Source organism: Paracidovorax cattleyae (genome assembly GCF_900104515.1).
Lineage (GTDB): Bacteria > Pseudomonadota > Gammaproteobacteria > Burkholderiales > Burkholderiaceae_C > Paracidovorax > Paracidovorax cattleyae.
In genome coordinates this window covers 115,408-141,076 of record NZ_FNJL01000015.1, presented here as the reverse complement: position 1 = coordinate 141,076, position 25,669 = coordinate 115,408, and the positions used below count along the sequence as shown (strand labels likewise).

At 70.0% G+C, this 25,669-nt stretch carries 26 protein-coding genes and 1 pseudogene; 13 read left to right on the top strand and 14 right to left on the bottom strand.

Annotation, left to right across the window (positions count from 1 at the left end; all coding sequences use genetic code 11):
- Positions 1 to 471, bottom strand: a pseudogene (locus BLR05_RS14215) (peptidoglycan-binding protein); the annotation flags it as partial.
- Positions 472 to 548: 77 nt separating this feature from the next.
- Positions 549 to 1,316: a class I SAM-dependent methyltransferase gene (locus BLR05_RS14210; RefSeq protein ID WP_092835260.1), complete on the bottom strand. Its 768-nt coding sequence runs from the start codon at positions 1,314 to 1,316 to the stop codon at positions 549 to 551.
- 191 nt (positions 1,317 to 1,507) lie between these two features.
- On the opposite strand from BLR05_RS14210, the gene BLR05_RS14205 reads away from it, so the two are divergent.
- The 8 genes from BLR05_RS14205 (at position 1,508) to BLR05_RS14170 (ending at position 10,640) form a co-directional block, all read left to right on the top strand.
- Positions 1,508 to 2,977: a UbiA family prenyltransferase gene (locus BLR05_RS14205; protein WP_092835259.1), complete on the top strand. Its 1,470-nt coding sequence runs from the start codon at positions 1,508 to 1,510 to the stop codon at positions 2,975 to 2,977.
- Positions 2,971 to 4,278, top strand: coding sequence for an FAD-binding oxidoreductase (locus BLR05_RS14200; protein WP_092835288.1), 1,308 nt, complete (start codon positions 2,971 to 2,973; stop codon positions 4,276 to 4,278). Before BLR05_RS14205 ends, BLR05_RS14200 begins: the two co-directional genes overlap by 7 nt.
- A gap of 78 nt (positions 4,279 to 4,356) precedes the next feature.
- Positions 4,357 to 5,121, top strand: a complete 765-nt coding sequence (locus tag BLR05_RS14195) for an SDR family NAD(P)-dependent oxidoreductase (RefSeq protein ID WP_092835286.1) — start codon at positions 4,357 to 4,359, stop codon at positions 5,119 to 5,121.
- A gap of 12 nt (positions 5,122 to 5,133) precedes the next feature.
- Positions 5,134 to 6,900 (top strand): hypothetical protein, encoded by a 1,767-nt coding sequence (locus BLR05_RS14190; protein ID WP_092835257.1) that lies wholly within the window; start codon positions 5,134 to 5,136, stop codon positions 6,898 to 6,900.
- Between the two features lie 52 nt (positions 6,901 to 6,952).
- Positions 6,953 to 7,897: an NAD-dependent epimerase/dehydratase family protein gene (locus BLR05_RS14185; protein WP_092835255.1), complete on the top strand. Its 945-nt coding sequence runs from the start codon at positions 6,953 to 6,955 to the stop codon at positions 7,895 to 7,897.
- Positions 7,897 to 9,258 carry an NAD(P)/FAD-dependent oxidoreductase gene (locus BLR05_RS14180; protein ID WP_092835253.1) on the top strand — a complete coding sequence of 454 codons (1,362 nt, stop codon included), beginning with the start codon at positions 7,897 to 7,899 and terminating at the stop codon, positions 9,256 to 9,258. Before BLR05_RS14185 ends, BLR05_RS14180 begins: the two co-directional genes overlap by 1 nt.
- Entirely contained in the window at positions 9,255 to 9,686 is a 432-nt protein-coding gene (locus BLR05_RS14175; RefSeq protein ID WP_092835251.1) for a GtrA family protein, read from the top strand. Before BLR05_RS14180 ends, BLR05_RS14175 begins: the two co-directional genes overlap by 4 nt.
- Before the next feature lie 12 nt (positions 9,687 to 9,698).
- Positions 9,699 to 10,640, top strand: coding sequence for a lysylphosphatidylglycerol synthase transmembrane domain-containing protein (locus BLR05_RS14170; RefSeq protein WP_092835249.1), 942 nt, complete (start codon positions 9,699 to 9,701; stop codon positions 10,638 to 10,640).
- A gap of 99 nt (positions 10,641 to 10,739) precedes the next feature.
- Here the strand turns inward: BLR05_RS14170 and BLR05_RS14165 are convergent, their stop codons facing one another.
- Genes BLR05_RS14165 through mnmG form a run of 7 tightly spaced genes read right to left on the bottom strand, consistent with a single transcriptional unit; the run spans position 10,740 to position 16,774 of the window.
- Positions 10,740 to 11,678: a ParB/RepB/Spo0J family partition protein gene (locus BLR05_RS14165; RefSeq protein WP_092835247.1), complete on the bottom strand. Its 939-nt coding sequence runs from the start codon at positions 11,676 to 11,678 to the stop codon at positions 10,740 to 10,742.
- Between the two features lie 42 nt (positions 11,679 to 11,720).
- Positions 11,721 to 12,020, bottom strand: coding sequence for a cupin domain-containing protein (locus BLR05_RS14160; protein ID WP_092835245.1), 300 nt, complete (start codon positions 12,018 to 12,020; stop codon positions 11,721 to 11,723).
- Positions 12,021 to 12,054: 34 nt separating this feature from the next.
- Positions 12,055 to 12,606, bottom strand: a complete 552-nt coding sequence (locus tag BLR05_RS14155) for an RBBP9/YdeN family alpha/beta hydrolase (protein WP_377778271.1) — start codon at positions 12,604 to 12,606, stop codon at positions 12,055 to 12,057.
- A gap of 14 nt (positions 12,607 to 12,620) precedes the next feature.
- Positions 12,621 to 13,391, bottom strand: a complete 771-nt coding sequence (locus BLR05_RS14150) for a ParA family protein (RefSeq protein ID WP_026432741.1) — start codon at positions 13,389 to 13,391, stop codon at positions 12,621 to 12,623.
- Between the two features lie 43 nt (positions 13,392 to 13,434).
- Positions 13,435 to 14,049, bottom strand: a complete 615-nt coding sequence (locus tag BLR05_RS14145) for a LysE family transporter (protein ID WP_092835243.1) — start codon at positions 14,047 to 14,049, stop codon at positions 13,435 to 13,437.
- Positions 14,050 to 14,078: 29 nt separating this feature from the next.
- Positions 14,079 to 14,810, bottom strand: coding sequence for a 16S rRNA (guanine(527)-N(7))-methyltransferase RsmG (gene rsmG / locus BLR05_RS14140; RefSeq protein WP_092835241.1), 732 nt, complete (start codon positions 14,808 to 14,810; stop codon positions 14,079 to 14,081).
- A complete protein-coding gene (mnmG, locus tag BLR05_RS14135) occupies positions 14,807 to 16,774 on the bottom strand; it encodes a tRNA uridine-5-carboxymethylaminomethyl(34) synthesis enzyme MnmG (protein WP_092835239.1) in 1,968 nt (655 codons plus the stop codon). The genes rsmG and mnmG overlap by 4 nt, the downstream gene beginning before the upstream one ends.
- A 292-nt stretch (positions 16,775 to 17,066) precedes the next feature.
- Here mnmG and BLR05_RS14130 point away from each other — a divergent pair, with 292 nt between their 5' ends.
- The 3 genes from BLR05_RS14130 to gstA all read left to right on the top strand — a co-directional run bounded on the left by BLR05_RS14130 (position 17,067) and on the right by gstA (position 18,628).
- Positions 17,067 to 17,648 carry an NADPH-dependent FMN reductase gene (locus BLR05_RS14130; RefSeq protein WP_092835282.1) on the top strand — a complete coding sequence of 194 codons (582 nt, stop codon included), beginning with the start codon at positions 17,067 to 17,069 and terminating at the stop codon, positions 17,646 to 17,648.
- Between the two features lie 5 nt (positions 17,649 to 17,653).
- On the top strand, positions 17,654 to 17,929 hold the full coding sequence (locus tag BLR05_RS14125) for a YkgJ family cysteine cluster protein (protein WP_092835237.1): 276 nt from the start codon (positions 17,654 to 17,656) through the stop codon (positions 17,927 to 17,929).
- Between the two features lie 90 nt (positions 17,930 to 18,019).
- On the top strand, positions 18,020 to 18,628 hold the full coding sequence (gene gstA / locus BLR05_RS14120) for a glutathione transferase GstA (protein WP_092835235.1): 609 nt from the start codon (positions 18,020 to 18,022) through the stop codon (positions 18,626 to 18,628).
- Between the two features lie 38 nt (positions 18,629 to 18,666).
- Here the strand turns inward: gstA and BLR05_RS14115 are convergent, their stop codons facing one another.
- From BLR05_RS14115 to tauA, 3 genes are read right to left on the bottom strand one after another with little or no spacing between them, the layout of a single operon-like run.
- Positions 18,667 to 19,575 carry an ABC transporter permease subunit gene (locus BLR05_RS14115; protein ID WP_092835233.1) on the bottom strand — a complete coding sequence of 303 codons (909 nt, stop codon included), beginning with the start codon at positions 19,573 to 19,575 and terminating at the stop codon, positions 18,667 to 18,669.
- Positions 19,568 to 20,344, bottom strand: a complete 777-nt coding sequence (locus BLR05_RS14110; RefSeq protein ID WP_092835280.1) for a taurine ABC transporter ATP-binding protein — start codon at positions 20,342 to 20,344, stop codon at positions 19,568 to 19,570. The genes BLR05_RS14115 and BLR05_RS14110 overlap by 8 nt, the downstream gene beginning before the upstream one ends.
- Before the next feature lie 52 nt (positions 20,345 to 20,396).
- A complete protein-coding gene (gene tauA, locus BLR05_RS14105; protein WP_092835231.1) occupies positions 20,397 to 21,446 on the bottom strand; it encodes a taurine ABC transporter substrate-binding protein in 1,050 nt (349 codons plus the stop codon).
- A gap of 328 nt (positions 21,447 to 21,774) precedes the next feature.
- Between tauA and BLR05_RS14100 the strand changes: the two genes are divergently transcribed.
- Together BLR05_RS14100 and BLR05_RS14095 are read left to right on the top strand one after the other, a co-directional pair.
- Positions 21,775 to 22,905 carry an alkene reductase gene (locus tag BLR05_RS14100; protein WP_092835228.1) on the top strand — a complete coding sequence of 377 codons (1,131 nt, stop codon included), beginning with the start codon at positions 21,775 to 21,777 and terminating at the stop codon, positions 22,903 to 22,905.
- Between the two features lie 191 nt (positions 22,906 to 23,096).
- The gene (locus BLR05_RS14095) at positions 23,097 to 23,423 is read left to right on the top strand and encodes an NIPSNAP family protein (RefSeq protein WP_092835278.1); all 327 of its coding nucleotides are present in this window, start codon (positions 23,097 to 23,099) and stop codon (positions 23,421 to 23,423) included.
- Here the strand turns inward: BLR05_RS14095 and BLR05_RS14090 are convergent.
- Both BLR05_RS14090 and BLR05_RS14085 read right to left on the bottom strand, forming a co-directional pair.
- A complete protein-coding gene (locus tag BLR05_RS14090) occupies positions 23,420 to 24,853 on the bottom strand; it encodes a sensor histidine kinase (protein WP_092835226.1) in 1,434 nt (477 codons plus the stop codon). The genes BLR05_RS14095 and BLR05_RS14090 overlap by 4 nt on opposite strands.
- A complete protein-coding gene (locus BLR05_RS14085; protein WP_092835224.1) occupies positions 24,850 to 25,563 on the bottom strand; it encodes a response regulator transcription factor in 714 nt (237 codons plus the stop codon). Before BLR05_RS14085 ends, BLR05_RS14090 begins: the two co-directional genes overlap by 4 nt.
- Positions 25,564 to 25,669: the final 106 nt, after the last annotated feature.

Here is a 25,669-nt window from a genome sequence, read left to right as displayed (position 1 = left end):
GATGCCGCCCGAGTCGCTGTTGGAGAAGACGATCTCCGGCGACAGGCCGTAGTCCGACGCCACCATCTGCCCCTGGCCGAAACTGCTGCCGCCGCGCATCTCCCCCGATTGCATCAGTGCCCGCTCACGGTTCATCGCGCCCATGCCGGTCACGCTGCGCTCCACCACCACGAAGCAGTTGGACTGCTGGATCAGCAGGCGCAGCAGGTTGGACGTGGGCGGCAGGCGGTATTCATTGCGCAGGATGGTGTACCAGCCCGCATCCTGGTTTTCCACCAGCGACACCGTGCCCAGCGGCGAGGCGCAGCGCTCGAGCTGCGTATTCGCGTTCGCCGACGACTCCCCGGCCGCCGCGCCCGTGGCCACCGTCTTGGATTCCGCGCTGCCCATGCGCATGTTCGTGGTTTCGCAGCCCGCCAGCAGGGCGGCGGACAATGCCGCAGCCAGCAGGGTGAAGGTCTTCTGAGACATGGGAGGAATTCCTTTGTGGAATGGCTACAGGGGGAATGGGAGGGGGTTTTCGCGCACCGCGGGGCGGCCGCGCCGGATCATAGCGCCGCGGCCTGCTGGCGGACAGGGGGAAGCCGGCCCACCCGGTAGATCCATACCGGGTGCCCGGCATCGGGGCGCAGCACGGCCTCCGGCACGGCCCCGGGCACCTCGAAGGCCAGGCTGACCAGCCACGCGTCCGCCGCCATCTCGGCACGGGCCTTGGCCGCGGCCCGGTCCATGCTTTCGGGGCGCTGGAACAGATAGACCATGCGGTAGCCCCCCCACCCGGCACGCCAGATGTCGCCGCGCCGCACCCGGGCCCACGGGCAGCGCAGCGCGCACAGGCAGCGCAGCGGCCAGCTCCACTCCAGCCCTTCCAGGCGGGCATCGGGATAGGCCCGGCGCAGGGCACGCAACCCGTCGCCCAGTCCGCAGCCCGCATCCAGCACGGCCGCAGCGCCGGGGAGCGGCACGACACGGGCCAGCCCGTCGAGGGCGCGCCGCGGCGTGGGAAAGAGCGGCGCGTCGCGCCAGGCATGGAGCGGATAGACCAGCAACAGCACCGCCAGCGGCGCGAGCCAGGCCCAGGCAGGCAGGGAGGTGGCCCCCGCGGCGAGGAACGAGAGCGGGAACCCCAGCGCGATCAGGCACTGCCGCCAGCGGGTGCGGCCCTGGAAGCTGGCCGCCGCCCCGATGGCGCAGCCTGCCAGCCAGGCCGCCCACCACGGCGCGCCGGCCGCCCCGCGCAGCAGCAGGAAGGCCAGCCATGCGGCGGCCCAGGCCAGGAGGGCGGGAAAGGGCCAGGGCAGCAGCGGGAAGCGCATGACGTGTTCCGACAGCGAAAGGCCTGCGGACAGCCCGCAGCCCCTGCAGTGTAGAGAGGCGCGGGACCGGCCATCGGCCGTTCGACCAGCCCCTCCTACAATCCTCCGTTCCATTTTTTCGTATCCACCGCGGTCCGGGACCTTCGCCCGGCTCCTCCGAAGAATCTCCCTACCGACCAGGCCCCTCACCAGTGCGTTCGCCCTCCGATCCATCGCCATCCGCCGACATGCCGCCCCTCGTGGTGGATCTCGACGGCACGCTGCTGCTCACCGACATGCTGCACGAATCCTCGCTCCAGCTGGTGCGCGACGCCCCCTGGAAGGCGGCGATGCTGCCGCTGTGGCTGGCCGCGGGCAAGGCCGCACTCAAGCGCCGCATCGCCGGCCAGGTCGATATCGCAGTGGCCCACCTGCCCTACAACACGCCGCTGGTCGCCTGGCTGCGCGAACAGCGTGCAGCGGGGCGGCGCATCGTGCTGTGCACGGCATCCGACCAGGCGCTGGCCGGCGCGATCGCCGCCCACCTGGGCTGCTTCGATGCGGTCATGGCCAGCGACGGAACCACCAATCTCGCAGGCCCGGCGAAGGCCGCGGCCCTCGTGCGTACCTTCGGCGAGCGCGGCTTCGACTACGCGGGCAACTCGCGCGCCGACCTGCCCGTGTGGCAGGCCGCCCGCGCGGCCATCGTGGTCAACGCGCCGGCCTCCGTGGCGCGCCGGGCCGAAGCCCAGGGCAACGTGCAGCGCAGCTTCCCGCCGGCCGCGGCCGGCGCGTCCGCATGGCGCAAGGCTCTGCGCCTGCACCAGTGGATGAAGAACCTGCTGCTGTTCGTTCCCCTGATGGCGGCCCACCGCGTGGGCGACGGCGCGGCCTGGATGCAGCTCTTCGTGGCCTTCCTGGCGTTCGGGATGTGCGCCTCCTCGGTCTATCTCGCCAACGACCTGCTCGACCTGGAGAGCGACCGCCAGCACCCCCGCAAGCGGCTGCGGCCGTTCGCCGCGGGCACGCTGCCGGCATGGCAGGGCGTGGCGCTCGTCCCCGTGCTCGCCGGGGCAAGCCTGTGCCTGGCCTGGGCCACGGGGCCGGCCTTCCTCGTGTGGCTTCTGGTGTATTTCGTGACCACCTGGGCGTATTCGCTGGTGCTCAAGCGCTGGGCGCTGGTGGACTGCGTGGCGCTCGCCGTGCTCTACACCCTGCGCGTGGCGGCAGGGGCGGCGGCCGTCGCGCAGCCGCTCTCGTTCTGGCTGATCGCCTCATCGGGGTTCCTCTTCCTGTCGCTCGCCTTCGTGAAGCGCTATGCGGAGCTGCTGGTGCAGCAGGCCGCCGGCAAGACCTGGGCGCACGGGCGCGGTTACCTCACCTCCGATGCCCCCATCGTGCAGAGCCTGGGCGTGGCGTCCGGCTACACGGCCGTGGTGGTGCTGGCGCTCTACCTCAACAGCGACACGGTGCTCACCATGTACCGCACGCCCGGCCTGATCTGGATCGCGGTGCCGGCGCTGGCCTTCTGGGTGAGCTGGATGTGGCTGCAGGCCGCCCGCGGCCAGATGCACGACGATCCGCTCGTCTTCGCTTTCAAGGACCGCGCCAGCCTGGTGGCAGGCGCGGTGTTCGTGGCAGCGCTCGCCGCCGCTGCCGCGGGACTGGGGTGGCCGTGGTAGCGGTGCACTCCTGGGGCCGGCTGCGGGCGGCCGAGCATGCGCTGCGCCCGCTGGCGGAGCATCCCCCTGCGCGGCTGCCGCTTTCGGCCGGCCAGCACGGCCTGGCCCATGGCATGGGCCGCAGCTACGGCGACGTGTGCCTGAACCCGGGCGGCACGCTCTGGGCGACGCGCGGGCAGGACCGCTTCATCGCCTGGGACGAAGCCACGGGCGCGCTGACCTGCGAAGCCGGCGTGCTGCTGCGCGACATCCAGCGCACCTTCATCCCGCGCGGCTGGATGCTGCCCGTCACGCCCGGCACGCAGTTCGCCACCGTGGGCGGCGCCATCGCCAACGATGTCCACGGCAAGAACCACCACGTCCATGGCAGCTTCGGCGACCACGTGCTGTCGCTGCACCTGCTGCGCACCGACGGCCTGCTGGTGCGCTGCGGGCCCGACCTGCGGCCCGACTGGTTCTGCGCCACGGTCGGCGGGCTGGGCCTGACGGGCGTGATCACCCAGGCCACGCTGCGACTGCACAGGGTGTCCGGCCCGTGGCTCGACACCGAAACGCTGCCCTACGGCAGCCTGCGGGAGTTCTTCGCCCTCGCGGACGCCTCGGAAGCCGGATGGGAATACACGGTCTCGTGGATCGACTGCCTTGCCGGTGCCGACGCGCGCGGCATCTTCATGCGCGGCAACCACGTGCCTGGCCCGGTGGCGGACCCGCCCGCCGAGCCCCGGGGCGGCAGGCGCACCGTGCCGTTCGTCCCACCGATCTCGCTGGTCAACCGCTGGAGCCTGCGGCCCTTCAACACCGCCTACTACCACCTGCACAAGCGGCGGGCGGGCCGGGCGCTGCAGCACTATGAACCCTTTTTCTACCCGCTGGACAACCTGCTGGAGTGGAATCGCATCTACGGCCGCCGGGGCTTCTACCAGTACCAGTGCGCGGTGCCCCGCGAGGGCGGCGAGGATGCCGTGGCCGCGCTGCTGCGGGAGATCGCCGCATCGGGGCAGGGCTCGTTCCTGGGGGTGCTCAAGACCTTCGGGCAGCGCATGCCCCTGGGCATGCTGAGCTTTCCCATGCCGGGCGTCACCCTGGCCCTGGATTTTCCCAACCTGGGCGAGCCGACGCTGCGACTCTTCGACCGCCTCGATGCCGTGGTGGCTTCCGCAGGCGGCCGGCTCTATGCGGCCAAGGACGCGCGCATGCCACGCACGCTGTTCGAGGCCGGCTACCCGCGGCTGTCCGAATTCCTGCCCTACCGCGATCCCCGCATCCGTTCCGCCATGTCGCTGCGGCTGCTCGGCGACTGACCGCCGGGGTACTCCGTGCCCTCCCCCCTCTTTTTTCCGCCCGCGCCACCCGCCAACGGCACCAACCCACCGCCCGCCATGCCCGATACCTCTTCTCCCCGCACCATCGCCATCGTGGGCGCCACCTCGGCCATCGCGCACCAGTGCGCCCGGCTCTGGCTGGCCGCCGGAGGAGTGGACCGGCTGGTGCTCATCGGGCGCGACGGCGCCCGCCTGCCCTCCGTGGCGGCCGACCTGCAGGTGCGCCAGCCCGGCACGCGCATCGAGACCATCGCGACCGACATGCTGCAGCCCGAGGCGATCGCCGGCACGGTGCGCGGCATCTGCGCCGACGGGGTGCCCGACCTCGTGCTCATCGCGCACGGCAACCTGCCCGACCAGCCGGCCTGCGAGGCCGACCTCGCGGCGGCGCGGCAGGCACTGGAAGTGAACGGTATTTCCCCCGCGCTCTGGGCCGAGGCTTTCGCCGGCGCGCACCAATCCCGCGGCCACGGGCGCATCGGCATCATCGGTTCGGTGGCCGGCGACCGCGGCCGCCAGTCCAACTATGTCTATGGCGCGGCGAAGGGGCTGGTGGAGCGCTACGCCCAGGGCCTGCAGCACCGGCTCGCGGGCACGGGGGTGCGCGTGACCCTCGTCAAGCCCGGCCCCACCGACACCCCGATGACCGCTCACCTCAAGGCCCAGGGTGCACGCCTGGCCACGCCCGAAGAGGTGGCCGGCGCCATCGTGCGCGGCATGGCGCGCGGTGCGCCGGTGGTCTATGCCCCGGCGAAGTGGGCGCTCATCATGCTCGTGATCCGCCACCTGCCCCGCGCCGTGTTCCACCGCATGAAGATCTGAACATTGCCCCAGATGACCCACGACGAGACCCTTCTCTCATCTCCCCACGCCCGGCAGACCTGGCGGCAGCGCGTGCCGTTCGCGCTGCTGATGGTTTTCGCCGCCATCTATGTGCTTGCCACGGCGGTCTCCGCATGGCGTACCTTCACGCCGGTCCCGATCTGGGACACCTGGGGCGCAGCGCTGGAGTTCTATATCGACGTGCGCCATGGTGTCGGCTGGGAGGCCTGGTGGCGCCAGGCCAACGAGCACCGGCTGGTGCTTCCCAAGGCACTGTTCTGGATGGAATACACCTGGTTCGGCGGCCAGCAGGTCTTCCTGATCACCATGAACTACGTGATCGTCGGCTGCGGCCTGGCGGTGTTCGCGGCCTTCCTGCGGGACCGCCTGCCCGCCCTGTCCGGCAGGTCGTGGTTCTTCGGCGTGACGCTGCTGGCCATAGGGCTGTTTTCCTGGGTGCAGAAGGAAAACCTGGCCTGGGCCAACCAGGGCCAGTTCTTCCTGGCGCAGGTGCTGCCGCTGGTGGGCTTCTACTGCCTCTACCGCGCCGCGTGCGCCCCCATGGCGCGCGGCTGGTTCCCCGCCGCCTGCCTGATCGGGGTGCTCAGCGTCGGCACCATGGCCAATGGCGTGATGGCACTGCCCATGATGGTGCTCTATGCCGCCGTCGCACGGCTCGACCGCCGGCGCACGCTCATCCTGGCAGTGCTCGCCGCCATCTGCGCAGGCGCCTATGCGGTGGGCTACACCTCCCCATCCGACCACGGCGGCGTGTTCTCCAAGCTGCGGGACCGCCCGCTGGACATGCTCTCCTACACCCTCACCTACCTCGGCGCCCCCTTCCAGCATTTCGTGCTGAAGCAGCATTCGCTGTCGTGGGCTCCGCTGAGCCAGGCCTTCGGGGTGCTTTTCGTGCTGCTGACCCTGGCGCCGCTGCCGCGCGTCCTGCGCGATCCCGCGGCGCACCGGCTGGGCCTGGCGCTGCTGACCTTCGTCGTCTACATCGGCGGCCTCGCCTTCGCGACCAGCGGCGGGCGCGTGCAGTTCGGCCTCGAAAGCGCGCTGTCGAGCCGCTACACCACGCCGACCGTGATGGCATGGACCGCCCTGGCGATCCTGTACGCACCCCGCCTGGTCGCGCTGCGCGGCGCGGCGCGTGTGGCCATGTACGTGCTGCTCGTCGCGTGCCTGGCGCAGATGCTCGTGGTGCAGACGCGCGACGCCGAACGCAAGGAAGAGCAGCACATGCGCATGACCGGGGCGCTGGCACTGCAGATGGGCGTGCACGACAAGCGGCGCATCGGCATGCTGATCTGGAACGACGATTACGGCGCGCAGCTCGCCCGCGGGGCCACCGCCATCCGCGCAGGCATCTTCGGCCGCCCCGTCATGGTGGAGGCCACCCACGCAGTGGGCGAGCATGCCGAGACCCTGCCCCCGCGCTGCCATGCCTTCGTGGACCAGGTGGAGACCCTGCCCGGCGAGCCCCGCTTCGTGCGCGTGCTGGGCGGGCTGCTGCCCGAGCCCGAGCGCAAGCCCTTCGAGGCCGTGCGCCTCGTCGGCGCCGACGGCACGGTGGTCGGCTACGGCGTGCCCGACCGCTGGAGGAAGCGCACGCCGCCCGCGCACGCGCCGGGCCCCTTCGGGCGCTATCTCATGTTCACGGCCTACCTGCAGGTACCGGCATCGGGGCAACTGCCCCTCGCCGTCACGCTGCAGGCGCCCGGCACGCCCTGCTCGGCGGCCCTGGTGCTGACGCCCCCCGTGCCGGCCTCCTGACGCGGCGCCGTCCTTCCACGCTTTTCCGATCCCGATGCATCCTCCCTCTTCCATGCAGCAGCACACCACCAAGATCGTCCTGCCCGGCGGCGCCGGCCTCGTCGGCCAGAACCTCGTCGCGCACCTCAAGCTCCATGGCTATGCCAACCTCGTCGTGCTCGACAAGCACGCCGCCAACCTGGAGATCCTGCGCCGCATGCACCCGGACATCGTCGCCGAGCTGGCCGATCTCGCCGAGCCCGGCGACTGGGAGCGGCACTTCGAGGGCGCCGACGCGGTGGTGATGCTGCAGGCGCAGATCGGCGCACCGCAGGCCGAGCCCTTCGTGCGCAACAACCTCACCTCGACCGAACGCATCCTGGCGCTCATCCAGCAGCACCGCATTCCCCACACCGTGCACATCAGCTCCTCGGTGGTGGAGTCGGTGGCCAGGGACCACTACACCGACACCAAGCGTGCGCAGGAAGAGATGGTGCTGGCCAGCGGCATCCCCTGCGTGGTGCTGCGGCCCACGCTGATGTTCGGCTGGTTCGACCGCAAGCACCTGGGCTGGCTCTCGCGCTTCATGCGCAAGGTGCCGGTGTTTCCGATTCCCGGCAGCGGCCGCTACATGCGCCAGCCGCTCTACGCGGCCGACTTCTGCCGCATCATCGTGCGCTGCATCGAGGAGCGCCGCGTGGGCGGCGTGTTCAACATCACGGGACTGGAGAAGGTGGATTACATCGACATCATCCGCACCATCAAGGCCGCCACGGGCGCGAAGGCCGCCATCGTGAAGATCCCCTACGGCCTCTTCTACGTGCTGCTGAAGGTGTGGGCGCTCTTCGACCGCGACCCACCCTTCACCGCCGACCAGCTCAAGGCGCTCGTGGCGCACGACGAGTTCGAGGTGATCGACTGGCCCGGCATCTTCGGCGTGCGTGCCACGCCCTTCGCCGAGGCCATCCACGAAACCTTCCACCACCCGGAGTACAGCCGCGTGGTGCTGGAGTTCTGATGAACGCCACCGCCTCCCCTTCCGCCACGTCCGCGGCCGACTCCGCCATGGCGCGCGGCCAGCGCATCGCCGTGCTCGGCGCCGGCCCCATGGGCCTGGCCGTGGCCTACCAGCTCGCGCGCGACGGCCACCGGCCCGTGGTCTTCGAGGCCGACGATCGCGTGGGCGGCATGACCGCGATGTTCGATTTCGACGGCCTGCCGATCGAGCGCTACTACCACTTCCATTGCACCTCGGACCACGCCTTCCTGCAGGTGCTGGACGAGCTGGGCCTGGCCGACAAAATGCGCTGGCGCGCCACGCGCATGGGCTACTGGTTCCAGAAGCGCCTGCAGGCCTGGGGCAACCCGGTAGCGCTGCTGCGCTTCCAGGGCCTGGGGCTGGTGGCGAAGTTCCGCTACGGCCTGCACGCATTCCTCTCCACCAAGCGCGACGATTGGAAGCCGCTCGACGGCGTCGAGGCCACGGGCTGGATCCGCCGCCGGGTGGGCGCGGAGGCCTACGAGGTGCTCTGGCGGCGCCTCTTCGAGTACAAGTTCTACGAGCACACGGGCAATCTGTCGGCCGCCTGGATCTGGAGCCGCATCCGCCGCATCGGCCGATCGCGCTACAGCCTCATGCAGGAAAAGCTCGGCCACCTGGAGGGCGGCTCCGCCACGCTGCTGGACGGCATGGCAGCGGACATCCGCGCGCACGGCGGCGAGATCCGCCTGTCCACGCCCGTGACGCGGGTGCGCATGGAGGCGGGCCGCGTGCAGGGCGTGGAGACGGCGCAGGGCTTCGAGGCCTTCGACAAGGTGATCAGCACCGTGCCCCTGCCCTTCGTGCCGCGCCTGATGCCGGATCTCCCGCAGGACGTGCTCTCGCGCTTCGCGGCGCTGAAGAACATCGCCGTGGTCTGCGTGATCGCCAAGCTGCGCAAACCCCTCACCGAGAACTTCTGGCTCAACGTGAACGATCCGGACATGGACATTCCGGGCCTGGTGGAATACAGCAACCTGCGCCCGCTGCCGGAATCCATCGTCTATGTGCCGTTCTACATGCCCGGCGAGCACCCCAAGTACGCCGAGCCCGACCAGGCCTTCCTGGACAAGGTGAAGCGCTACCTGCGCACCATCAACCCCGCGCTGCAGGAGGACGACTTCCTCGCGATGCGCGCGAGCCGCTACCGCTACGCGCAGCCGATCTGCCCGCCCAACTACCTGGAGAGCCTGCCGCCCGTGCAGCTGCCCGTGCAGGGCCTGTGGGTGGCCGACACCTCGTACTACTACCCCGAGGACCGCGGCATTTCCGAGAGCATCGGCTTCGGCCGCCGCATGGCGCGCGACGCAGCCCAGGCTGCCACAGGTTCCCGCCCGTGATCGCCGCCTTCCGCTCCCGGCAGTTCCTGGCCTTCCTGGTGACGGGCGGCGTGGCGGCGCTCGCCAACTTCGGCTCGCGCATCGCGTTCAGCCACTGGATGCCGTTCTCCGCCGCCGTGATCGCGGCGTACTGCGTGGGCATGTGCACGGCCTTCGTGCTGGCGCGCGCCTTCGTCTTCAAGGCGAGCACGCAATCCACGCACAAGTCGGCGATGTTCTTCGTACTGGTGAACCTGCTGGCCGTGGCGCAGACCTGGGCCGTGAGCATGGCCCTGCTGAAGTGGGTGCTGCCCGCGCTCGGCATCACAGCCTTCGCGCCCGAGATCGCGCATGCGGTGGGCGTGGTGGTGCCGGTGTTCACAAGCTACCTGGGCCACAAGCGCTGGTCGTTCGCCGAAAAGCCGGCCCGGTCCGGCGCTCCGGGCTGACACACCGGCGCCATGAACCCGCGCACCGCCGTCGTCGCCGCCCTGGCCTGCACGGCCGCCTACGTGGCGGCCCTGGTCTGGGCCGACGCCCGCAACCAGGTCTTCGCGCAGCTGCCGCGCGTGGCGGCGTGGATGCCCGGCCTGGCGGCCGTGGCGTTCGCCTCCTACGGCCTGCGCTATGCGCGCTGGCACTGGCTCCTGCGCCGCGCGGGGCATGGCGTGCCTGCCGCGGCGGGGTTCGCGGGCTACCTGGCAGGCTTCGCCTTCACCGCCACGCCGGGCAAGGTGGGCGAGCTGGTGCGCGCCCGCTACTTCACGCGCTGGGGCGTGCCGCCAGCCCGCACGCTCTCGGCCTTCGTCTATGAGCGGGCCCTCGACCTGCTCACGGTGGCGCTGCTGGCCGCGCTGGCCGTGCCCTCCGGCCGCCTGTTCGGCATCGTGCTGGCTTTCGTGGCCGGGCTGATCGGCGCGGTCGCCGCGGTGGCGACCCGGCCCCGCTGGCTGCTGCGCCTGGCCGCGCGCATGCGGGCCATGGGATGGCGCCGCACGGCGCGCACCGGCCGCATGCTCGCGCTCGGGCTGGCAGGCTGCCGCCTCTGGCTCACCCCCCGCGACCTGGCCGTGTCGTTCGGACTGGGCCTGGCCGCCTGGACGATCACCGCGGCGTCGTTCGCCTGGCTGCTGCAGGGCCTGGACATCGCGGTGCCGCTGCGCGCGGCGCTGTCCACCTACCCCACGGCCATGCTGGCCGGCGCGGCATCGATGCTGCCGGGCGGCATCGGCACCACCGAGGCCACCATCGTGGCCCTGCTGGCGCTGCACGCCGTGCCGCTGGGCACCGCAATGCTCGCGGCCGTGGGCATCCGTTTCGCCACGCTCTGGGTGGCCGTGGCCTGCGGCTTCGCCGCCATCGGCTGGCTGGAGCGGCACGCGCCGACGCCCCGGAGAGCGTAGAAAGGCCACATGGGCATGAAGGGGCCACCTGGCCGGAAAGGCACGTAAAGCCCAAGACACCGCTGCAAGGCCCGGACGCCCCGCGGTGCACCCCAGGGCTCAACCCTCGCCGCGCAGGCGCTCTATGAGGCCGTTGAGGGCCTCCAGCGAGCCGAACTGGATCGCCAGCTCGCCGACCTCCTCGGTGCGGCCACCGCGCTTCACGCGCTTCTTCACCCGCACCTCCACCTCGGCCATCAGCAGGTCGGAGAGTTCCTCCTCCACCCGCTTGAGGTCGCGCGACTTGCCCTCCTTGCGCGCCTTCTGCGGCGCCAGGCTGAATTCCGCGCCGATCTTCTTCACCAGCCCCTCGGCCTCGCGCACCGACAGCTTGCGCGCCGCGATCTGGTTGCCCGCCGTGATCTGCGCGGCGCGGTCCAGCGACAGCAGCGCACGGGCGTGGCCCATGTCGATGTCGCCCGCCATCAGCATGGTCTGCACCGGCTCCGCGAGGTTCAGCAGCCGCAGCAGGTTGCTCGCGGCGCTGCGCGAGCGGCCCACGGCCTGGGCGGCCTGCTCGTGCGTCAGCCCGAATTCCTTCACGAGGCGCGCCAGGCCCTGGGCCTCTTCGAGCGGGTTCAGGTCCTCGCGCTGGATGTTCTCGATCAGCGCCATCGCCGCGGCGGATTCGTCCGGCACCTCGCGCACCAGCACCGGCACCTCGGCCAGCCCCGCGATGCGCGCGGCCCGGAAGCGCCGCTCGCCCGCGATGATCTCGTAGCGGCCCGCATTCTCGCCCTGCACCAGCCGGCGCACCAGGATGGGCTGCATGATGCCCTGGGCCTTGATGCTCTCGGCCAGTTCGTAGAGCGCGCCTTCGTCCATGCGCGTGCGGGGCTGGTAGATGCCGGGCACCATGTCGTCGAGCGACAGCGTGGACGGGGCGCCGGGGGCGGCGGTGGAGGCGCTTCCTTCGGCGCCGGGGGCCGCTTCCGCGACCTTGGGGCCGAGCAGCGCTTCGAGGCCGCGCCCGAGGCCCTTGGGTTTCTTGGTTGCCATGTGTGGGAGGGTCCGTGGATACAGGGGGTGCCGATCCGGAAATCAGCGGTCGATGATGACGAGGGTTCCGTGGCTGCCGGGTGCGACGGCGTGCGGCACGCCCGCGGGCACGATGAAGACCTCCCCGGCGCCCACCTCGATGCGGCGGCCCTGCAGGTCCAGGTTCATCCGCCCTTCGAGCACCAGCAGGGCTTCGTCGAAATCATGGATCTCGTCGGGATAGGCAGCATCGTCCATGCGGACGATCTTGACATTCGCATTGGCGGCGCGGCCCACCACCCGGGAACGCCAGGCGGCAGGCAGGTCACGCGCTTGTGCGAGAAGGTCGATCTTGCCGGACATGGGTGAAAGCGGGTGGTGGTGACGGGTCCGGGCTTCAGGCGGCGGGAGCCATGGCACGCAGCAGCGCATGCCCCTCGTCCCAGTCACCCAGCCCCGAGTCGGCATTCAGGTGGCCGCGCGCTCCCGCATCGACGAAGCGCGCATGCCAGTCCGAGGCCATCGCCCGGGCGCGCTCCAGGGAGCAATAGGGGTCGTCGTGGCTGCCCACGAGCACCGCGGGGAACGGCAGCGCAGCGCGCGCGACGGGCGTCCAGCCGGGCAGCAGCGCGGCGATGTCGGGCCGCACCACGTCGCCGGGGCCCACCAGCAGGGCGCCGCGCACCTTGCCGGCATGCCGCGTGTGGGCGGCCCACCAGGCCGTGAGGATGCAGCCCAGGCTGTGCGCCACCAGCACCACGGGCCGCGGCGCATCGCCCACCACGTCCTCCAGCCGCGCGGACCAGTCGCCGCGCAGGGGGCGCATCCAGTCGTGCTGCTCCACCCGGCGATAGCCGTAGCGGTGCTCCCAGCGGCTCTGCCAGTGGTCGGGGCCGGAGTTCTGCCAGCCCGGCAGGATGAGCACGTCGTCAGGTTTTATGCTACTCATTTGATAGCAATCGATCACATGCGCTTGACGCGCTTGACCATCTCGCGCGCGAAGTCCACGAAGGCCTGGCTGCCCTTGGCGCCCGGATCGAACACCACGCCCGGCAGGCCGTAGCTCGGCGCCTCCGCCAGGCGCACGTTGCGGGGGATCACGGTGTCGAACACCTTGTCGCCGAAGTGGTCCTTGAGCTGTTCGCTGACCTGGCTCTGCAGCGTGATGCGCGGATCGAACATCACCCGCAGCAGGCCGATGATCTGCAGGTCCTTGTTCAGGTTGGCGTGCACCTGCTTGATGGTGTTGACGAGGTCGGTGAGGCCCTCGAGCGCGAAGTATTCGCACTGCATCGGCACGATCACCCCGTGCGCGCAGCATAGGCCGTTGAGCGTCAGCATCGAGAGGCTCGGCGGGCAGTCGATGAGGATGAAATCGAAATCCTTGTCCACCACGGCCAGGGCGCTCTTCAGGCGTCGCTCGCGCTGCTCCAGGGCCACCAGTTCCACCTCGGCACCCGCCAGCTCGCGGTTCGCGCCCAGCACGCGGTAGCCGCACTGCTCCGACAGCACCGCCGCCTCCTGCACGGAAGCCGACTCCAGCAGCACGTCGTAGATGGTGAGCTCGAGCGCACGCTTGTCCACCCCCGACCCCATGGTGGCATTGCCCTGTGGATCAAGATCCACCAGCAGCACGCGCTGGCCCACCTTGGCGAGGCCCGCGGCGAGGTTGACGGAGGTGGTCGTCTTGCCGACGCCGCCTTTCTGGTTGGCAATGCAGAAAATCTTGGCCATGGGAATGAAAGGGATGGGGCCTTGCAGCCAATAGGAGGAAAGGTCAGCGGGCCACGGCCAGCTTGATGCCGAAGCCGATCAGGAACGTGCCCGCGAGCCGCTCCAGCGCCCGGCCCAGCGCAGGCCGGGCACGCATGCGCTCGGCCATGCGGTGCGTGAGCAGCACGACGCCCAGCCCGTAGAGAAACGACAACGCCGCGATCGTGGCGGCCATCACGCCGAAGGTCAACAGGCCGCGGTGATGGGCCGGATCGACGAACAGTGGAAAGAACGCCATGTAGAACACGATGGCCTTGGGATTGAGCAGCGTGATGAGCGCAGCCTGGCGGAAATAGTGGCGGGGCTGGATGGCAATGACCGGCGCCGAGCCGGGCCGCGCCAGCAGCATGCGTCCCCCCATCCAGGCCAGGTAGGCGGCCCCCAGCCACTGCACGGCATGGAAGACCGCAGGCACCGCGGAGAGCATCGCAGCCACGCCGGCCACCGCCATCCACAGCAGCACCTGGTCGCCCGCGATGACGCCCAGGGTGGCGGCCATGCCCGCGCGCACGCCCCCCTTGCCGGTGGAGGTGACGAGCGCCAGATTGCCCGGGCCGGGAATGGCCAGGAACAACAGGATGGCGGCGACGAATGCGCCGTAGTCCGCAATGCCAAACATCAGCACCCCCGAAAAATGGAAGCGGGAGTTTAAGGCAGGGCTTCGCCGCCCGGGCCATCCGCACCGGCACTGACGCCCCTGGACGGCCGCATCCAGACGATGCAGCGCTCTGCGTCCAGGCCTGGCACCGCCAATTGTTCCACGTGGAACACTTCCGCGATCGGGGGCAGCCCGGCGATTTCGTCGGAAGGATCGCGGCCCTTCATTGCCAGCCACACCCCGTTGGCGGCGATGACAGCCTGCGACCATTCCACGAAATCCGGCAGCGAAGCGAACGCACGGCAACTCACCACGTCGAACGGGCCCGCAAGATTTTCCACACGCGCATGGATGCCCCGCAGGTTGCGCAACCGCAGCGACACGGCGGCCTGCTGGACGAAAGCGGCTTTCTTGGCCACCGTGTCCACGCAGCTCACATCCAGCAATGGGCAGCAGATGGCGAACACCACGCCTGGCAGTCCGCCGCCCGAACCGACATCCAGCAGGCGCGGCCCGGCACCCTCGCCTGCGCTGCCCGGCAGGCCCTGCACCTCCTTGAGATGGCGCTGCAACGGCGCCACCGCCGCGAGGCTGTCGAGCAGGTGGTGCGTGAGCATCTCCTGCGGATCCCGCACCGCCGTGAGGTTATAGACCTGGTTCCACTTCTGCAGCAGGACCAGAAACTCCAGCAACTGCGCCAGCTGCGCCTCCGACAAATCCAGCCCCAGGGCCTCCGCCCCCGCGCGCAACGGCGCCGACAGCACGCTGTCGGCCACCGTCACGCTGCCACCTCGTCAGCCTGCGGGGCAGTGAAGCCCCGGAAGCCGCCCTTCTTCAAGTGCACCAGCAATAGCGACACCGCGGCCGGCGTCACGCCGGAAATCCGCGAGGCCTGTCCCAACGTCTCGGGCCGGTGCTTCTGCAGTTTCTGCCGCACCTCGATCGACAGCGCCGCCACCTGCATGTAGTCCAGCTCCTGGGGCAACTGCAGATTCTCGTAGCGGGAGGCGCGCTGCACCTCGTCCTTCTGTCGGTCAATGTAGCCCGCGTACTTGGCTTCGATCTCCACCTGCTCGATCACCGGCACGCTCAGTTCACCGAGTGTTTCACGTGAAACAGCGGCACTGGCGTACTTGCCGCCATCCATTCCCGTCAGGGCTTCATAGGTGACATCCGGCCGGCGCAGCAGATCGAACAGGTTGTATTCGTGCTCGATGGCCTTGCCCAGCACCCGGACCGACTCCTCTGCGGGCAGGTTGCGGGGATTGACCCATGTGGACTTCAGACGTTCGGTTTCCCGGGCCACCGCGTCGCGCTTGCGGCTGAACGCATCCCACCGCGTGTCGTCCACCAGGCCCATGCGGCGCCCTGCTTCGGTCAGCCGCATGTCTGCGTTGTCTTCCCGCAGCTGCAGCCGGAACTCGGCCCGGCTGGTGAACATGCGATACGGTTCGGTCACACCCTTGGTGATGAGGTCGTCCACCAGCACGCCCAGGTAGGCCTCGTCGCGGCGCGGCAACCAGGCGGACTCGCCACGGCACTGCAGCGCGGCATTGATGCCCGCGAACAGGCCCTGCGCGGCTGCTTCCTCGTAGCCCGTCGTGCCATTGATCTGCCCGGCGAAGAAGAGCCCCTGGATCTGGCGCGTCTCGAAGCTGCTCTTGAGCGAGCGCGGGTCGAAGTAGTCGTACTCGATGGCGTAGCCGGGGCGCAGGATGTGGGCGTTCTCCAGGCCGCGCATCGAGCGCACCAGATCGTACTGCACGTCGAACGGCAGGCTGGTGGAAATACCGTTGGGATAGAACTCGTGCGTGGCCAGCCCTTCCGGCTCCAGGAAGATCTGGTGGCTGTCCTTGTCGGCAAAGCGGTTGATCTTGTCTTCCACGCTCGGGCAGTAGCGCGGCCCCACGCCCTCGATCTTGCCGGTGAACATCGGGCTGCGGTCGAAACCCGACCGGATGATCTCGTGCGTGCGCTCGTTGGTGTGCGTGATCCAGCACGGCACCTGGCGCGGGTGCATCGCCGTGTTGCCCATGAAGCTGAACACCGGCAGGGTGCCTTCGTTCACGCCGCCAGGCATGCCGTCACCGGGCTGTTCCTCGCACTGGCTGAAATCGATGCTGCGGCCGTCGATGCGCGGCGGTGTGCCGGTCTTGAGCCGCCCCTGGGGCAGTTGCAACTCCTTCAGGCGCGCGCTGAGCGACACGGCAGGCGGGTCCCCTGCCCGGCCGGCGGAGTAGTTGTTCAGGCCGACGTGGATCTTGCCGTCCAGGAAGGTGCCCGCGGTCAGCACCACGGTGCGGGACCGGAACCGAATGCCCACCTGCGTGACGGCACCCACCACGCGGTCGCCCTCCACCATCAGGTCGTCCACGGCCTGCTGGAAAAGCCACAGGTTGGGCTGGTTCTCCAGCATGCGGCGGATGGCGGCCTTGTACAGGATGCGGTCCGCCTGCGCGCGCGTGGCCCGCACGGCCGGGCCCTTGGAGCTGTTGAGGATGCGGAACTGGATGCCGCCCTCGTCCGTCGCCAGCGCCATGGCACCGCCCAGCGCGTCCACCTCCTTCACGAGATGGCCCTTGCCGATGCCCCCGATACTCGGGTTGCAGCTCATCTGGCCCAGCGTCTCGATATTGTGGGTGAGCAGCAGTGTCCTGCCGCCCATGCGGGCAGCAGCCAATGCGGCTTCAGTGCCGGCATGGCCTCCGCCGACGACGATGACATCAAATTCCTGGGGGTACAACATGCAAACTGCTCCGGGGACCTCGAATGAGGGGGCGGCCCGTTACCGATAAGGAGGGCGCACACCGGGCCGCCGGCGCGCACCTTGACCCTTCTGGCCCCGGCAGCAGGCCGGCACCACCGAAACCGGGTCAGCGGATGGGTGAATGGGGAAGGCCGGGATTTTCCCACTTCGGACATGCGCGCGCCACCCTCGGGCAGAACGCCCTGGGCGCGGCCAGGGTGTCCGGCACGTTGTTTCACGTGAAACACGGCTTGCAGGATTCCTGTCCCGGCCCTGTGTTGCAATGCGGGCCATGCCAAAAATCCTCGTCTTCGCGGGCAGCACCCGCCAGCAATCCCTCAACCGCCGGCTGGCGCGCGCCGCCGCCGGCATTGCCCGCGCCGCGGGCGCGGACACCACGCTGCTGGAGCTGTCGGACTTCGACATCCCGCTCTACAACGCGGACCTCGAGGCACAGGGCACCCCTGCCGACGTGGTGCGGCTCAAGGAGATCCTGCACGCCCATGCGGGGTGGATCGTGTGCTCGCCCGAGTACAACGGCAGCTATACCGCGCTGCTCAAGAACACCATCGACTGGGCGTCCAGCCCGGTGGCGGGCCACCCGGTCTGGAGCGACGGCACCCTGCCCTTCCGCGGCAAGGTGGTGGGCATGCTGAGCGCCTCGCCCGGTGGCCTGGGCGGCCTGCGGTCGCAAAGCCACCTGGCACCCCTGCTCATCAACCTGGAATGCTGGCTGGCACCACAGGCCTTCGCCCTCGGGCATGCGGGCAGCGCCTTCGACGCGCAGGACGGCTTCGTGGACGCAGCACACAACGGCCGCGTACGCGCCGTCGTGGACCAGGTGCGTTGGGCCGCCGGCCGCCTGACCGCCTGACTCCCATGGCCCTGGCATGCCGGCCGGGGTGCGGTGCCTGCTGCATCGCCCCCTCCATCACCAGCCCCATTCCCGGCATGCCCTCCGGCAAGCCTGCCGGGGTTCCCTGCGTCCAGCTCGACAGCCAGCTACGCTGCCGGATTTTCGGCAGCGCCGAGCGGCCGGCAGTCTGCGCGTCCCTGCGCCCCTCCGAGGACATGTGCGGCACCGGCCGGGAGCATGCACTGGTCTGGCTCGGACAGATGGAGGCTGCCACCCAGCCCGCATGGCGCCCGGCGTGACCTCGTTCGTGACGGCTCGCAGGCCGACAGCACGAACGTTCGCTTCGCTATAGCATGGCAGGCTTGTTCCACTGACTTCAGAACCTGACCATGAAGCTCTACTACAGTCCTGGTGCCTGCTCGCTCTCCCCGCACATCGCCCTGCACGAGGCCGGCCTGGCGTTCACCCCCGTGCTCGCCAGCACGAAGAGCCACAAGCTCCAGGACGGGACCGACTTCTACACCATCAACCCCCTCGGCTACGTGCCGGTCCTGGAGCTCGACGACGGCACCCGCCTGCGCGAAGGCCCTGCCATCGTGCAATACATCGCCGACCAGGCGCCCCACAAGAACCTGGCGCCCGCCAACGGCACGCTGGCACGCTACCGCCTGCAGGAGTGGCTGAACTTCATCGGCACGGAACTGCACAAGGGCCACAGCCCGCTTTTCCAGCCCAACACGCCCGATGCCTATAAGCCCATCGTGCGCGAGAAGCTGCTGTCGCGCTTCCAGTGGCTGGACGAGCAGCTCGCCGGCAAGGAATGGCTGATGGGCGAGCATTTCTCCGTGGCGGACGGCTACCTGTTCACCGTCAGCAGCTGGGGCAAGCACGTGGGTGTGGACCTGTCCGGCCTCCAGCACCTGCAGGCCTATCTGGCGCGCGTGGGCGCCCGCCCGGCCGTACAGGCCGCCCTCAAGGCAGAGGGCCTGCAGAAGTAAGCCCTCCCCAGGCTTTCAGGAACAGGACGGGCCCACGTTCAGGCCCGTCCCTTCCAGGGCACCGCGCGGGCCTCCACCCAGCGCATGCCCAGATCGAACGTCCAGGCCACCAGGCCGATCACCAGGATGCCGGCCACCACAAGATCGGTGCGCAGGAAGTTCGAGGCATTGAGCACCATCTGCCCGATGCCCACCGTCGCCGCCACCATTTCCGCAGCCACCAGGGTGGTCCAGCCAAAACCGATGGCGATGCGCAGCCCCACCAGAATTTCCGGCAGTGCCGCCGGCACGATCACATGCCGCACCAGTTGCCAGCGGCTCGCGCCCAACGACAGCGCGGCATTGATCTGCTCCACGCTCGCGCTGCGCACGCCGGCATGTGCCGCCAGCGCGATGGGCGCGAAGCAGGCCAGGTAGATCAGCAGAATCTTCGCCGTTTCGTCGATGCCGAACCATATGACGATGAGTGGCAGGTAGGCCAGCGGTGGCAGCGGCCGGTAGAACTCGATGGGTGGATCGAACACGCCGCGCGCCACGCGGCTCACGCCCATGGCGATGCCGACGGGAACCGCCGTCAGGGCCGCGAGCACGAAGGCGCCGAAGACCCGGATCGCGCTCCACTGCAGGTGCCGCCACAGGGGCTCCCCGCCCTGGATACGGCCCTCCCAGGCATCGCGCAGCGCCAGCAGCACGGCCTGGGGTGCGGGCAGGAACAGCGGTGGGACCCACTGCAGTTGCGTGGCCAGCCACCACAGCAGCGCGAGCGCGGCGACACAGGCCACGCTCAGGCCCCGGCTCGGCCCCTGGCCCGGCAAACGGTAGGGCGACACGGCGCGCAAGGGGGACGGCAGCACGGCCCGCCGGGGTGCCGCCTTCGGTTCCGCCTCCTCTCGCTTCGGCTGCGCGGCAGTCCCCGGAGGCGATGGCATCAGGAGGTCTTCAGGCATGGGCGGCTGGCTCCAGCGACGGAGCCACCTCGTCGAGCACCTGCTCGCGCCGTGCGATGAACGCGGTGCCGGATTTCACCACGCGGGCGGGCTGGCCCGCCAGGAACTGTTGATTGAAATCCAGCGCATGCTGCCGGTCGATGCGGCCCGGGCGTGGTGCCATCACGATCAGGCGCGAAGCGAGGAACAGCGCCTCCTCCACGTCATGCGTGATGAAGAAAATCGTCTTGCCTGAGCCTTGCCACAGCCGCAGCACCAGCTCCTGCAGCGATTCGCGCGTGAAGGCGTCCAGCGCGCTGAAAGGCTCGTCCATGAGCAGTACCTGCGGGTCGCTGGCCAGGGCACGGGCAATGCCCACGCGTTGCTGCATGCCGCCCGACAGCCGCCAGACAGGCGCCTGCGCGAACGCCTCCAGCCCCACCTGGGCCAAACGCTCGAACGCCAGGCGCTGGCGGGTTTCACGTGAAACACCCCGCAGCCGCAGGCCCAGCGCCACGTTGTCGATCACGTTCAGCCACGGCATGAGGGCATGCTTCTGGAACACCACGCCACGCTCGGCGCCCGGCCCCGTGACCGGACGGCCATCCAGCACGATGCTGCCGGCGGAGGGCTCGGTGAAGCCGGCCATGCAGTTCAGCAGCGTGGTCTTGCCGCATCCCGAAGCCCCCAGCGCCACGACCAGTTCCCCGGCGGCGATGTCGAGATGGACGTCCTGCAGCGCGGGCTGGTCGGTGCCGGCATAGCGCACGCTCACGCCGCGCACGGACAACGCCCCGCCGCCTCCGCGGCCCGCAGCGACGCCTCCCGCGGCCACGCCCTGTTCAGCGCGCACGTTGCACCCACGCCGGGTTCACGCCCACCGAATAATCGGGCAATATGGATTGCACCGTCCCCTGCTCTTTCAGGAAAGCGGCGGTCGCGGCCAGTGACTTCGCCACCCCGGATTCCTTGCCGCCGCCCAGCCATTGGGATCCCGCCTGCTCGGCCGGCGGCACGAAGGCATAGAGCGAGAGGCTGGCCGGCACCGCCCGGGCCTCGGCACCGGACCATTTGGCAATCGACTGCACGGGCGCGGCATCGACCGTCCACGCCGCCCTGTTTGCGGTGTAGGCCTTGTCCGCATCGGCCAGCACCTGCACGAACCGGGTCAGGAAGGCGTCATGGGCACGCGCAAACTCCTTGTTCACGGCCAGGGCGTCGAACGTGGCCTTGCCGGTCTTCGCCGCGATCTGCCCGGAAGTGACCAGCACCTTGCCGCTCTGCTTGACCTTGGCGAGCACCGGGTCCCAGACGAAGGTGGCGTCGATATCGCCGCGTTCCCAGGCGGCCAGGATCTCCGGCGGCCGCAGGTTCACGATGCGCACGGTCCTGGGATCGATGCCTGCGTCCTGTAGCGCCACCAGCGCATGGAAGTGAGTAGTGGAAACGAAGGGCAGGCCGATCTTCCTGCCCTTCAGGTCGGCCAGCGAGTTCACGCCGGAACCGTTGCGCGCGACCAGCGCCTCGGCGTCGTTGATGTTGTCCAGCACCCAGAACACCTCGATCGGCACGCCCTGCGACAGCGCCGCCGCGATGGGGGACGAGCCGGCCTCGCCGATCTGGATGGCCCCGGAGGCGAGGGCGCGCACCACCTCGGCCCCGCTGCCGAGCTTGCGGTAGGTCACCTGGTAGCCGGTGCGCCGCTCGACTTCTTTCGTCTCCTGCGCATGGCGCCAGGGCACGACCATGTCCTGGTAGCCGATCACCACTTCCTTTTTCGCCTGGGCCATGGCGGCGGTGCCGCACAGCAGGCTGCAGGCCAGCAGCAGGGCCGTGCCCTGCAGGGCGCGGCGGCGGGTGGATGACGTGCTCTGGCCCGGCTGGATCGGCATCTGGATAACCCCTCTGTTGGATCGTGATGGTGGAGAAGAAGAACCCGGCCGTGGCCAGGTCCAGCCATCGTAGGAAGGGCCTTTCCGGCGCCGAAGCGCCGTTTGCGCGCATATTCATGCGCAAAACAGATAAGCGGGCTGTCTCGAAGGAGCTGCGTTGCGCCGCCGTTGCTGCGATTTCGCTGGCACGACTCGCATATCCCGTCGCGGCGCAGTCCCACTGCAGGAAAAGCGCAAACGCGGTAACGTCGCTCCCTGCCGTGGAGGGCCCGGCCCGGGCCTTTGCCCCACCCCGCTTCCACCCCACTTTTTCGAAAGAGGTATTCCCTTGTCCCATACGCTTTTCGATCCCGTCCAGGCCGGCGCCCTGCAGCTCGCCAACCGCATCGCCATGGCGCCGCTCACGCGCAACCGCTCGCCGAATGCGGTCCCCAAGGACATCACCGCCACCTACTACGCCCAGCGCGCCACCGCCGGCCTGCTGATCACCGAGGCCACGGCCATCAGCCACCAGGGCCAGGGTTATGCGGACGTGCCGGGCCTGTACAGCACCGAACAGCTCGACGGGTGGAAGAAGGTCACCGCCGCGGTCCATGAGCGCGGCGGCAGGATCGTCACCCAGCTCTGGCACGTGGGCCGCATCTCCCACAACGACCTGCAGCCCGACGGCGGCGCCCCCGTGGCGCCCTCCGCCATCGCCGCCAAGTCCAAGACCTACCTGATCGACAAGGCCACCGGCCAGGGGCATTTCGCCGCCACCTCGGAGCCGCGTGCGCTGGATGCCGAAGAGCTGCCCGGCATCGTCCACGACTACGCCGCCGCCGCGCGCAATGCGGTGGAGACGGCCGGCTTCGACGGCGTGGAGATCCACGGCGCCAACGGCTACCTGCTGGACCAGTTCCTCAAGACCGGCGCCAACCGGCGCACCGACGACTACGGCGGCAGCATCGAGAACCGCGCCCGCCTGCTGCTCGAAGCCACGCGCGCCGTGGTGGACGCGATCGGGGGCGGCAAGGTGGGCATCCGCCTCTCGCCCGTCACGCCGGCCAACGACATCGTCGATGCCGATCCGCAGCCGCTGTTCGACTACGTGATCCGCCAGCTCGCGCCGCTGGGCCTGGCCTATGTCCACGTCATCGAAGGCTCCACCGGCGGCCCGCGCGAGTTGGAAGACCGTCCGTTCGACTACGAAGCGCTGAAGACCGCCTACCGCCAGGCCGGCGGCAAGGGCGCCTGGATGGTCAACAACGCCTACGACCGCGCGCTGGCGATGGAGGCGGTGGCCAGCGGCCGTGCCGACATCGTCGCCTTCGGCAAGGCCTTCATCTCGAACCCCGACCTGGTCGAACGGCTGCGCAAGGACGCACCGCTCAACCCGTGGGACTCCAAGACCTTCTACGGCGGCGGCGAGAAGGGCTACACCGACTACCCGACGCTCGACGCATCGGCAAAAGGCTGAGCAGGACCGTGCAGCCGCGGCACTGCGCAGCGGCCGCACGCTCCACCCTCGGCACCGCAGGGCCAGCGAGGAGAAGGGGGACCGGGGAGCCGAAGAGGCCCCGGAAGGGCCCTGGAAGGCCTCTGGAGGCCAGAAGACCACGATTCAGGGGCCTGGTCGCACCACCCCCGGAAATGCGGTCCAATCGGGCCATGATCACCTGCACCCTGCGCTACATCGTCGATCCCTACAAGCTCGCCGAATTCGAGCACTACGGCCGGCTCTGGATTCCCCTCGTGGAGAAGTTCGGCGGCCGCCACCACGGCTACTTCCTGCCCTCGGAAGGTGCCAACAACATCGCGCTGGCGATGTTCACCTTTCCCTCGCTCGCCGCCTACGAAACCTACCGCCAGCAGTCGATGCAGGACGCCGAATGCATCGCGGCCTTCCGGTATGCGGAGGAGACCCGCTGCATCGTGAGCTACGAGCGCAGCTTCTTCCGGCCGGTGTTCGGCGAAGAAGCGGCCTCAGCGGCCTAAGCCGGCTCCGGGGGCGCGAACACCAGCCCCACCCGCAGCCCCTGCCCGTCCGGGCCCGCGCCCAGCACCAGGCGCGCGCCCAGCAGTTCGGCATAGCGCGCCACGATGGCCAGGCCCAATCCCGCGCCCTGCCCCAGGCGCTCGCCGTCGCGGCCCTGGGCCCAGCGCTGCATCAGGTCGGTCCGCAGCCCCTGCGGGATGCCGGGTCCGTTGTCCACCACCGACAGCACGACTTCCCCGGCCCCGTTCTCCGCCCCCTCGTGCGCGATCTCCACGGTGATGCGCGGGGCGACGCCTTCCTGCGCCGGACGGCCATAGCGCAGCGCGTTGTCGATCAGGTTGCCCAGCACCCCCTCGACCAGCACGGTCTGCCCCGGCACCACCACGGGCTGCTCCAGCCCCCGCGCGCCCAGATCCACGCCCGCCGCATCGGCACGCGGCAGGAAGCGCAGCACGGCGTCCCGCGCCAGGTCGTCCAGCGCCACGGGCTGCCGCGGCACGGCGCCGCGCACCTCGTCGGCCAGCGCCAGGGCCAGCAGCTGGTCCACCAGGTGGCTGGCACGGGCCTCGCTGGCAGCCACGCCAGCGAGCTGCTCATGCCACACGGCAGGATCCTTGTGGGCCAGGCCATAGGCCGCGAGCGCCCGGATGCCCGCCAGCGGCGTGCGCAGCTCATGCGCCACGTTGCCCGCGAATTCCCGCTGCGCCCGCACGCCCTCGGCCACGCGCGCCAGCAGGCCGTTCACGGCGGCGCCCAGATGCTGCAGATCGCGCGTGGAGGCCTGCACCGGCACCGGCTCGAGGCCCCGCGCATCGCGGCCCGCCAGCTCCGCCTGGAAGGCCGCCAGGGGCCGCAGATCCGCCTGGATGGCCCGGCGCAGCCAGAACGCCAGCGCGCCCAGCAGCAGCACCTGCGACACCACCGAATACAGCAGCACGCTGCGCAGCATGGCGCTGCGCGCATGCACCGTCTGGGCGGTGATGACCTCGAAGGCCTGCGGCTCGCTCACCCGCACCCGCACCGCCCGCAACGCCCGTCCCCGGTAGCTGATGTCGGAGAACCGGTAGGCCTCGTCGCGCGGCGGCGGCGCCGGCAGGCTGGCATTGCCCGACAGCATCGACCCGTCGGGCAGCAGCACGGCAAAGTACACCGTCTCCACCTGGTCGAACAGCACCGACTTGAGCTCGCGCGAGCTGAGCGCCAGGTCCAGCGCCCCGCCCTTGACCCGCACATTGGCCGCAATCGCATAGGCATCGTCCAGCAGCGCCCGGTCGAAGGCCCGCTGCGTGAACCCATTGGCCACCAGCACCGAGATGGCGGTGCCCGCGAACCAGGTGAGCGCCAGCGGCACCAGCACGTGGCGCAGCAGGCGCGCACGCAGCGAGGGCGGCGGCCTCTGCAGCGGGGGGGAGGCAGGGGTATCGCTCATGCATCCCCTTCCGCTGCCGAGGCGTCGGCCGCCTCCAGCATGTAGCCCAGCCCGCGCAGCGTGCGGATGCCGGCGCCGCTGCCCTGCAGCTTCTTGCGCAGGCGCGAGATGAAGGCTTCCAGCGCGTTGTCGCCCAGTATGTCGTCGAAGTCGGACAGCTTGTCCGACAGGCTGCGCTTGCTCACCACCCTCCCGGGCGGGGTCATCAGCTCCCACAGTACCTCGAATTCGCGGGCCGGCAGTTCGAAGGGCTGGCCATGCAGGGTGAAGCGGCGCGCCCGCCGGTCCAGTACCAGCGTGCCGGCGCCGGTGCGGTCGTCCGTGCCCTGGGTACGGCGCACCAGGGCGCGCAGCCGGGCCTCCACCTCGGCCAGGTCGAAAGGCTTGCCCAGGTAGTCGTCGGCGCCCGCATCCAGGCCGGCGATGCGCTCCTCGGTGCGGTCGCGGGCGGTGAGCACCAGCACCGGCGTGCGGTCGCCCCGTGCGCGGGCGGCACGCAGCACGGCCAGGCCGCTGCCCACCAGGCTGCCATGGGCGGCGTCCTGCGGCAGGTTCAGGTCCAGCAGCACCGCGTCGAAAGGCTGCACCTTCCAGAAATGGTCGGCTTCAGCCAGCGTGGCGGCCACGTCCACGCGGTGGCCGGCGTCGGCCAGGCTGCGCTGCATCACGCCGCGCAGCACGGCGTCGTCTTCGACTACGAGAATCCGCATATGGGCACTACACCAGAAGAGGAAAGGGGAAAAGCCGGGCCGGGCACGGCGGCCCGCTCCGTGGCGCACAAGCCGCATTGTGTCGCGCCCGGCGTCCGGCAGCACG